Here is a 9418-nt window from a genome sequence, read left to right as displayed (position 1 = left end):
CCCCCGCCTCTCCGTGCGGTCCCATCGGCTTCCGCGGATGCCGGAAACCCCCCGCGCCTCTCCCTCGGTTCCCCCGGTTCCCTCGGCTCCCCCACGCCCGCCGCGCCCCGCTCCAGCGCCCGCAGGCACACCTGGGCGGCCGACCGCGCCGTCGGCCGCTCCCCCGGGTCCACCGACAGTGCCCGCCGCAGCACCGGCCGCAACGGGACGGGCACACCGGACAGTTCCACCCGGTTCAGGCGGGCGCGTTCCTCCAGCTCGGCGAGGCTCCCCTCACCCCCGAACGGCTCGACCCCCGTGGCCGCCAGCACCACCACACACGCCCAAGCGAACACGTCCGAGGCCGGCTCGGGCGGCGCCCCCGCATACCGCTCGGGCGCCAACCACCCGGGCGCCCCCGCCACCCGCGCGGGTGCGGAGTCGTCGATGCGGCGGGCCACCCCGAAGTCCCTGACCCGCGGACCGCCGGGCGTGATGAGCACGGTGCGCGGTTCGACGTCGCCGTGCACCGTGCCCACGGCGTGCACCCGCGCCAGCGCGTCGGCGACCCCCGCGGCCAGGCACAGCAGCGCTCCGTCCGGTAACGCCCCGCGCTCCGCCACCCACGTGGCCAGGTCGGACCCTGGAACGTGCTCGAGCGCGGCCCACGGACGTCCCCCGTACCGACCGCTCGCCCGCGCCCCCATCAGGTGCGCGCCCGGGTCGGGCACCGGTGGTTCCTGCGCTGCCGGGTCCCACTCGCGGTGGGCGAGTTCGAGGGCGCGGCGCGAACCGTCCGGCGCCAGCGCCGCGTACACGGTGCCCATCGCCCCGGAGCCGAGGCGGCCGACCAGCCGGTGGCCGCCGACTCTTGCGGGGTCGGAGGGCTCGAGGGGACCGATGCGGAGGTGGGCGGGTATGGCAGGAGGGGCCATGGGGGTCGGCTTCTTCCGCGCGTCGGTGTGCCGGAGTGCGTGTGCGAACGTACCGATCCTGGGCCCGCGCAAACCTCATGGACGGATACGTATTGCTCACTTCGCGCCCGCTTCGTGTTCCCGGGCCGCACACCCGCGACCACACCGGGACCGCCTGCCGCGCGGCCGGTCTCGGGCCCGGCCGGTGCCCGTCAGCGCGCGGGGCCCTCCGACATGTACGGGGACCCGGGCGCCGCCACCTCAGGAAGCCGTTCCTCCGCCTCCTCGAGGAGAAGTCCGCGTCCCTGGCGTGCATAGCCTTGACCGCGCCCAGACCACCGTGGGGGTCTTCGCCGAGGAAGACCGTCCCGAGCCCGCCTGTACCGAGCTCGCGCACCAGGGTGTAGCCACCCATGACGGAACCGACATCGACCACTTGCGGTGCCTCCAGCATCAGGGAGTACGGGGGCGGCCCCGGCCGGGCTGGAAGACCGGGGCACAGCGATCGTACCGAGCCCGGCGGCACCGCATACAGAGAGCCGGGCGCAAATCCACACGAACGGGCAGACATCACCCTCGAAAACGGGCGAGTCACAGCGACGTCGAGGTGATTTTGAGAAACGCTCCACACCCGCCCGCCGCCGGAGCTAGCATTGACTGAGTTCCGGCAGATCATGGTGCGCCACCAGACGCCGATGGTGCCGGAATACTGCCATTGCATCCGACGTCCAGACCCCCGATCGGACGTTTTCCGAACGGGCTCGAAGACCGAATTCCTGTGTGATAGACATATGAGCGCCGGGAAGCCGACACCCCCTCTCGAACGGGGGGCAGGGTTCCCGGAGGAAGGGACCTCTTTCCCGCTGATGTCGGGGGACTAAAGGCGTGATGCGTCGCGCCGAAGCGGGAAAGAGGCCCCCTCCACAATGGTCAGGGCGGCGAAAGTCGCCATGGGGAGGCCATGACCCAGGCCGTCACTCGGGGCCGGGGAAGAAGTGGTGCCGCAGCGGAACACGGCGGATCCGGGGACGACGGGAACGGACGCCCGTCCTCCCGGGTTCTCGAGGGAGACCTCCGTGTCCGCACGCAGCGGTTCCTCGCACGTTCTCCGGACACGGGACGGACGGGCCGCCACGGTCGGTTCGTCCTGGTGTGACGGCCTTACCCAGGGGTGGCCCCGGTGCTTGGGGGAGCATCGGGGCCGTGCCCCGCCGGGCCGGTGTGCGCCGTGGAGTTCCGCGGCGCCTCGGCCCGTCGGCAGCGCCGGGAAGAGTTGCAGAGGGGTTCCCGGCCTGCTCCGAGCACCGGGGCCGACGTCACTACGGGGGCCGTCGGCCCCGGTGCTCTCCGCCCGGTCGGGACGCGCCAGGGGAGGGCGCTCGCCCACCGGTGCCGGTGCATGGGGAGAACGAACGAAAGCCCCCGTTCCAGGGAGGAGATCGGGGCGATGCGTTTCCGCTCGCCCGAGAAGTCGCGTGTATTCCAACACTGAACCAGAGCGCCCGGGCCAGGACCGTACGACCGAACCCGACCGCGGTACCGGACGGCGGGCCACGCCCGGCGAACGCCTTGCACACCGCATCGAACTTCGCAGAAGTGACATGGCGGTCACCAAAAAATACATCTCACGAGAATCTCTGATTGAACGTTGCTAGGTTGCTGACATGAAACCCTCGTTCAGCCCCACGATCCGTCGCCGCCGCCTGGCGCGCATCTTCCGCGACCTTCGTGAGGAATCCGGGAAAACATTGGAAACGGTGTCGAAGGAGACGGGTGTCCCCAGGGCCACACTCGGCAAACTCGAGACCGCGGAACTCAAGCGCATCCGAGGCGACCAACTCGACGCGCTGGCCGGCCTGTACGACTTCGACGCCGACACCTGGGCGACCGTGCAGCAGCTGTCCAAGGACTCGGCCGAGCGCGGCTGGTGGGCGCAGTACAAGGATCTCTACGGCCGTGGCGACCTGCCCTCCTTCGAGGTCGAGTCGTCCTTCATCCGGGTCTACGAGTCCCAGGTCGTACCGGGCCTGCTGCAGACCTCCGAGTACACGCGGGCGGTCTTCACCGGCACGAGCGCCTTCACCGAGGACAAGATCGCCCGCCACATGGACGGACGGCGCGAACGCCAGGCGATCCTGGAGCGGGAGCATCCGCCGGAGTACGCGGCCGTCCTGGACGAGTCGGCTCTGCGGCGCATCGCCGGTTCCCCCGAGGTGATGTGCGACCAGCTTCTGCACTTGGTCGAGATGGCCAGGCGCCCCAGGGTGAACATCCACGTGTTGCCGTTCGAGGCGGGGATGCACGGGGCGACCTTGGGGAGTTTCCAGCTCATGGACTTCCCCGAGCCCACCGACCCGAGCATCGGCTTCTCCGAGACGCCGACCTCGCTGGTCTTCGTCGAGGAACGCGACGACATGCGCCGGATGGACTCGATGTGGCGTGAGGCGCACAGCGCGAGTCTGACCGCGAACCAATCCATCGAGTTTCTGGAGAGAGCCATCGAATTCCTGGGGGACAAATCGTGATAACGCCCGAATTCCGCAAGTCGAGCCTGAGCGGTGCCGGGCAGAACTGTGTGGAGGCCAAGCGTCTGGGCGACCCGGGCCCGCCCCGGCGGGAACAGGTTCCCAGACCCGGCGTGGGGATCGGGGTCCGTGACTCGCAACACCCGCACGAGGGCCACCTGTCGTTCCCCGGCCCCGAATGGAGCGCCCTCCTGGCCGGCCTGCGCGCCCCCGAGTAGAAGCCCCCAGAAGCCCCGGAAGCCCGGAAAACCCCCTCTCACCCCCAGGGCAGAACCTCGACAACGCACATCCACGCCCCGCGGCGGCCCCCGTGGCTCCCCGGTCACACACCGCAGGGCGCGCACCCCCGACAACTGCAAGAACTCCCTCGAACCTGCCGGAGGCCGCACGACGGCCTCCGGCACTGTCATGTCCGGGCCGTTTTCGAACCCCCGGCGCCGCCCCGGGACCCGACACGGCCCCACCTTCGCCCCGACATGAACATCCGGTGTCACTCGGTGAACGTCGAGACGAACGCCTCTCGAGCATCGGAACTGCTGTGCCCGTGCCAGAGCGCGTGCAGCGGCACGAAGAGCGGGGGTTCCAGTTCGAGCACCCGCACGGCCCCGTCCGCGGCAGGGCCCGGGGGCGAGGTGACGAAGGCGACCAGGCCCGTGTCGAGCACCGCCGTCACCGGCGGGGTTCCCTGGACCGGGTTGCGCTCGACACGGGGTTCGAATCCCGCATCGCGGCAGTACCGGATGAGCAGGTCGGTGTAGTCGGAACGGCCGGGCCGCCCCCAGACCATGATGTTCTCGTCCGAGAGGTCGGTGAGCGAGACAGTGCCGTGGTGGGCGAGGTGGTGGTCGGTTGCCACGGCCACCCGGAGCCGGTGCCGGGTGAGGAGCGTGCGCGTGAGACCGCGGGGAGGCTGCATGGCTCGACACAGGCCCACGTCGAGGTCGCCGGCCAGCAACTGCTCCGCGAGTTCGTCCGGATAGCGCTGGTTGACCTGCGGGGCCAGGTCGGGATGGGCCCGGCGGGCACGGGCGAGCAGCACGCTGATCTCGTCGGCGGTCACGGCCGGTGTGTGGCCGATGCGCAGGGCTTCGGACTCCTCACGGCCGATGTGGCGTGCTCGCCGGACCGCCAGGTGGGCCATCCCCCGCAGCACCCGGGCGTCCTCGATGAGGGCCCGGCCCGCGGGCAGCACCGTGAGTCCTGTGCTGCCGCGGTCGAGCAACTGCACGCCCACCTCGCGTTCGAGCGTGCGGATCGAGGTCGAGAGCGCTTGCTGGGTCAGGTGCAGGCGCGAAGCGGCCCGGGTGAAGCTGCCCTCTTCGGCGACGGCGATGAGGTGCTCCAGTTTGTTGAGGTCGAGCCCCATGGCCTGCCCTTCATGTCGTCATGCCGTGCCCTCACACGGACCTTCGCGCCCGGCTGCCGCCGGCCGGCCCTGCACTCACCGGGTCGTGTACCCGCCGTTGGGGAACAGGGTCTGACCGGTGAACCACCAGCCGTCCGTGCACAGGTGCTTGATGATCGGGACGATGTCCTCGACCTGCGTCAGCTGTCCCCCCAACCCCTGGGACTGGTGGAACTGCACCCGTTCGGGCGTCTCCTGCGGGTAGAAGAACGGGGTGTCCATGGGGCCGGGCGCCACGGTGTTGACCGAGATGCCGCGGTCGGCGAACTCCTTGGCGGCTGCGCGGGTGAAGTGTTCCAGCGGGGCCTTGCCGCCGGCGTAGGTGGAGTAGCCGTCGGTGAACGCCGCCTGCAGGGACGTTCCCAGGCTGACGATCTTGCCGTGGTCGTTGAGCCTGCGTCCGGCCTCCTGCAGGAAGAAGTAGGCCGCCTTGGCGTTGATGCCGAACATCTGGTCGTACTCGGCCTCGGTGGTTTCGAGGATCGGCTTGCGCAGCACCATCCCGGTCGTGTTCACCGCGACGTCGACCCCGCCGAAGGTGTCGACCGCCTCGTCGAACAACCGCCGGACCTGGGGCACCTCGGTGAGGTCGCCCTGGACGGCGACCGCTTGCGAGCCCTCCTCCTTCACCGCCCGGACCGTCTCTTCGGCCGCTTCCCGGTCGTTGTGGTAGTGCACCACGATCTGGGCGCCGGCCCGGGCGAACTCGGTCGAGAGCAGCCCGCCGAGGTTCTTCTCGCCGCCTCCGACGACGGCGACCTTGTTCTGCAGGGTGTGCTCGGCCATGGTCGTACTCCTGTCCCCTGATATGGATATCAGCGCAGTTCAGCAGGGCTTTTCCCTCACTGCTGCCGACGTTAGACCTGGGGCTGCGCTCGGGGGAAACACTCATTCCTGGTGGGCCCACAAACCCCGTGGATCATGCCTGGGACACCTGGCACGACGCGCAGGCCGGACATGGCGTAATAACCGCGCCCGGACGCGGTGGACGCTCTCGTCGCATGGACCGCCGCGAAACACCGCAGTGCCGTGGTTTTCACGAGCGACCCTGGGGACATCGCCGCCTATGTGGACGCGATCGTTGTTGATGATGTCCACGTGGTCACGGTGTGGACCCCAGCGCCGCCCCTCCGGCGCGAGCCGCCTCACACTCGGGCCGCCGTTCACCTGCCGGTCGGCATGATGCGAGAGCCTGGTGGTATGCGCGTTTTCCTCCTCCGACACGGACAGACACCCTCGAACGTGGCCGGCCTGCTGGACACCGGCCCGCCCGGCCCCGCACTGACCACCTTGGGCGAACGGCAGGCGGCGGCGCTGCCCGGCGCTTTCGCAAACAGGCCCGTGGACGCCCTCGTGGTCTCGAACCTGGAACGCACCCGCCTCACGGCCGCTCCCTTGGCGCGGAGTTCCGGTCTGGACCCGATGGTGCTGGAGGGGTTCCGCGAGGTCGAGGCCGGTGACCTGGAGATGTCCTCGGACCGGGAAGCCCACCACGCTTACCTGGCGACGGTGTTCGCGTGGGCGCGCGGGGATCTGGAGCGCCGGGTTCCGGGCGGTCCGGACGGGCATTCGTTCCTGGGCCGTTTCGACCGGTCCTTGGCCGAGGTCGCCTCGCGCGGGTGGGACGACGTCGCGGTGGTCTCGCACGGAGCGGCGATCCGGTCGTGGGCCAGTGCCCGGGTGCGCGGCGCCGACCTGGAGATGATCGAGCGCACCCCGCTGGCCAACACGGGCCTGGTCGCGATCGAGGGCGACCCGGACTCGGGGTGGCACCTGGTGGACTGGAGCAGCCGCCCGCTCGGCGGCGCGCACCTGACCATGCCGGTCAAGGACGACCCCACGGGCGACGCGGTCGAGGCCTGAGACCCGGGACCTGAGCGCACGGAACGGGCACCGGCCCCGCCCGGTGCCCGCCGGTGACGTCACGTGTCGGGGGTGAGGGTCACTCGAAGAGGCCGTCGACCGTCTCGACCTGGACAGATCGTTTGCCCCAATCACGCAGGACCTCGAGGTCTGCGCACGAGCGGATCCTCTCCTCCTGCTCAACCGTGGGCACCAAACCCCGCTGGCCCAGAACCATCAGGATGATGTCGGCCGCCGCCTCACGGCCCTCTTCACGACCTTCCTCTCGGCCTTCCTCACGGCCGAGTCCTACGTACTTCCGGGCGAAATCGCTCTGCCACTCGTAGGTGTCCACAGACATCAGGCCCTCCAGCTCCTTGCGTGCCGCCTCGTTGAGGCCGGCCAACACGTAGTCATAGTAGAACGGTCGGTTGCGGGGCGCAGTGGAGTCGAGCGCCTCCAGGACTGTCTCCAGCGTGGCCGGAACCCGGTCGCCGTGCGCGTGCGCGGAAAGCACGGCCAGTTCCGGCAGTTCTCGGGCACGCCTGGGGTCGGACACCACTGGTGTCTGCTCCGGCCCGATCACCAGGGGCGTCAGCGTGAAGCCCGGGTGACCGACCTCGATGGGTGCGCCGCACCAGTCCACCATCTGGTGCGGACACAGGACGATGAGAACCGCGGGACATTCGAGACGCCCGTACAGGGTCGCGAGGTACGCGGGCCGGCTGAAGCGTTTGTCGTTGTCGTGGCCGTTCTGGCGTTCGATCACCACGGCCAGGACGGCTTTGCCTTCCTTTCGCAGGACGACGGCTCCGTCGGCGTTCCACTCCTTGGGGTCGCAGTTGGTCAGGGCCGGTGGGGTGTTGAGCGCCTCGTCGTGGTCGGGTACCTCGTACCCCAGGGCATCTCTGAGCAGGGACGCGGCCAGAGCAGGCTGGTTCTGCACTACGCGCAGGGGGATCTCGTGTGAGCGTGAAGGCACAGGGCCCCTCTCCGTCGAAGGGTTGTGTGTCAGGGAACAGGGGTGAGCGTCGAGTACACCCACACCCATAACGGAGAGTTTGACACCGGGCACCGACGGTTGTCGTGAGAACGCCGAAGGACACTACGCCCGCGACCGCAGCAGGAACCCCGAGTCAGCGGTCGTTGCAGGTCAGCACCGTGCGCAGCAGCCCGGGGAAGCGCTCATCGAGCTCGTCGGTGCGCAGGGAGACGAAGCAGCGCGTGCCCTCGGTGCGGTTGCGCAGCAGCCCGGCCTCGCGCAGGATCCGCAGGTGGTGGCTGAGCGTGGACTGCGCGATGGGCAGGTCCAGGTCCTTCCACGCGCGCTCGCCCTCGAGGAGCCCGCCGTGAGCGCCTTCGCGACTGCACCCGTGCACGGCCAGCATGTGCACGATCCGCAGCCGGGTCGGCTCGGCCAACGCGGACAGCACGGTGACCAGTTCCACGTCGTCGATGTCGGGGTGACGGTGTGCCTTGGGGGCCAACCCGGACCTCCTCCTCACGGCGCCTGCCGTGTGGCAGCGGGCACCCGACGTGGCGTTTGTGTGTGCAGAGGCCCGAGTGTACCGTCGTAGTTCGATGTTCGTCGAACATCGAACTTCACCGTCCGGGAGGGGCCTCCACATGCCGTCCGATGTCGCACTGTCCGTGCTCGAACACGCCTCCGTCTCCGAAGGCTCCACGCCCGGCCAGAGCCTGCGCTCGGCCCGGGACCTGGCGCAGAACCTGGAGCGCTGGGGTTACAAGCGCTTCTGGTTCTCCGAGCACCACAACATGAGCGCCATCTCCACCGCCGCCACGTCGGTCGCGCTCGGGTTCGTCGCCGAGGGCACGTCCACGATCCGCATCGGGTCGGGCGGGATCATGCTGCCCAACCACGCCCCGCTCGTGGTCGCCGAGCAGTTCGGAACCCTGGAGTCCCTCTACCCGGGACGTGTCGACCTCGGCCTGGGCCGCGCGCCGGGCACCGACCCGCGCACGATGCGGGCACTGCGCCGTGACCAGAGCGCCTCGGCCAGCTTCCCGTCCGACGTGCAGGAGCTGCAGGCCTACTTCGAGCCCTCCGTCCCCGGCCAGCCGGTGCGCGCGGTCCCGGGCGAGGGCCTGCGGGTGCCGCTGTGGATCCTGGGTTCGAGCCTGTTCGGCGCGCAGTTGGCCGCCCAGCTCGGGCTGCCGTACGCGTTCGCCTCGCACTTCGCCCCGCAGGCGCTGCACGAGGCGCTGCGGGTCTACAACGCGACGTTCCAGCCCTCGGAGCAGGCGCCGAAGCCCTACTCCATGGCGGGTGTGAACGTGTTCGTCGCCGACACCGACGCCGAGGCCCGCAAGCTGTTCACCACGATGCAGACGGCCTTCCTCGGAACCCTGCGCGGCGCCCGCGGCCTGCTGGCGCCGCCGGTGGAACCGTCGAGCCTGGACACCAAGTGGCGTCCGGGTGAGAAGGAGCAGCTGGACTCGATGCTGCGGTACTCGTTCGTGGGGTCGAAGGAGACCGTGAAGCCGCAGATCGAGGACTTCGTCGCGCGCACGGGCGTGGACGAGCTCATGATCTCGACGATGATCTACGACCCGCAGGCGCGGTTGAACTCCTACCAGGGGCTCGCGGAGATCTTCGAGCTCGAGGGGCTCAACGCCTGACCATCCCTTGGCACCCCTGACGGCGTCGGGGATCTTGCTACCAGAGCCAATATCGGCGCTGAACCTTGCTCTGGTAGCAAGATCTACTGGGGATCATGGTGAGTGTCGGGGAG

Annotated in this window: 9 protein-coding genes (1 of these 9 cut by a window edge); 4 read left to right on the top strand and 5 right to left on the bottom strand. The window is 69.7% G+C overall.

All coding sequences use genetic code 11. From position 1 onward, the window contains the following. Positions 1-686: the 5' portion of a protein kinase domain-containing protein gene (locus D474_RS27765; RefSeq protein ID WP_449289343.1), read on the bottom strand. The gene continues 112 nt to the left of window position 1, outside the view; 686 of the gene's 798 nt are visible here — the first part of the coding sequence; its start codon is at positions 684-686; its stop codon lies off the left edge, out of view. Between the two features lie 1871 nt (positions 687-2557). Here D474_RS27765 and D474_RS0105595 point away from each other — a divergent pair. Both D474_RS0105595 and D474_RS0105590 read left to right on the top strand, forming a co-directional pair. Then, entirely contained in the window at positions 2558-3418 is an 861-nt protein-coding gene (locus tag D474_RS0105595) for a helix-turn-helix domain-containing protein (RefSeq protein WP_275040767.1), read from the top strand. Beyond that, positions 3415-3636, top strand: a complete 222-nt coding sequence (locus D474_RS0105590) for a DUF397 domain-containing protein (RefSeq protein ID WP_017612613.1) — start codon at positions 3415-3417, stop codon at positions 3634-3636. The genes D474_RS0105595 and D474_RS0105590 overlap by 4 nt, the downstream gene beginning before the upstream one ends. Positions 3637-3908: 272 nt before the next feature. Here the strand turns inward: D474_RS0105590 and D474_RS0105585 are convergent, their stop codons facing one another. After that, positions 3909-4784: a LysR family transcriptional regulator gene (locus tag D474_RS0105585; RefSeq protein WP_017612612.1), complete on the bottom strand. Its 876-nt coding sequence runs from the start codon at positions 4782-4784 to the stop codon at positions 3909-3911. Positions 4785-4859: 75 nt separating this feature from the next. Beyond that, positions 4860-5609 carry an SDR family oxidoreductase gene (locus D474_RS0105580; RefSeq protein ID WP_017612611.1) on the bottom strand — a complete coding sequence of 250 codons (750 nt, stop codon included), beginning with the start codon at positions 5607-5609 and terminating at the stop codon, positions 4860-4862. A gap of 414 nt (positions 5610-6023) precedes the next feature. Between D474_RS0105580 and D474_RS0105575 the strand changes: the two genes are divergently transcribed. After that, positions 6024-6686: a histidine phosphatase family protein gene (locus tag D474_RS0105575; RefSeq protein WP_017612610.1), complete on the top strand. Its 663-nt coding sequence runs from the start codon at positions 6024-6026 to the stop codon at positions 6684-6686. A 79-nt stretch (positions 6687-6765) separates the two neighbouring features. On the opposite strand, the gene D474_RS0105570 is transcribed toward D474_RS0105575, so the two are convergent. Both D474_RS0105570 and D474_RS0105565 read right to left on the bottom strand, forming a co-directional pair. Continuing rightward, entirely contained in the window at positions 6766-7647 is an 882-nt protein-coding gene (locus D474_RS0105570) for a hypothetical protein (protein ID WP_026118198.1), read from the bottom strand. A gap of 154 nt (positions 7648-7801) precedes the next feature. Then, the gene (locus D474_RS0105565; protein ID WP_017612608.1) at positions 7802-8152 is read right to left on the bottom strand and encodes an ArsR/SmtB family transcription factor; all 351 of its coding nucleotides are present in this window, start codon (positions 8150-8152) and stop codon (positions 7802-7804) included. A 139-nt stretch (positions 8153-8291) separates the two neighbouring features. Between D474_RS0105565 and D474_RS0105560 the strand changes: the two genes are divergently transcribed. Continuing rightward, the gene (locus D474_RS0105560; protein ID WP_017612607.1) at positions 8292-9305 is read left to right on the top strand and encodes an LLM class flavin-dependent oxidoreductase; all 1014 of its coding nucleotides are present in this window, start codon (positions 8292-8294) and stop codon (positions 9303-9305) included. Positions 9306-9418: the final 113 nt, after the last annotated feature.

Origin of the sequence: Nocardiopsis salina YIM 90010 (assembly GCF_000341025.1) — a bacterium.
Taxonomy (GTDB): domain Bacteria; phylum Actinomycetota; class Actinomycetes; order Streptosporangiales; family Streptosporangiaceae; genus Nocardiopsis; species Nocardiopsis salina.
This window is presented reverse-complemented; position numbering and strand designations above follow the sequence as displayed.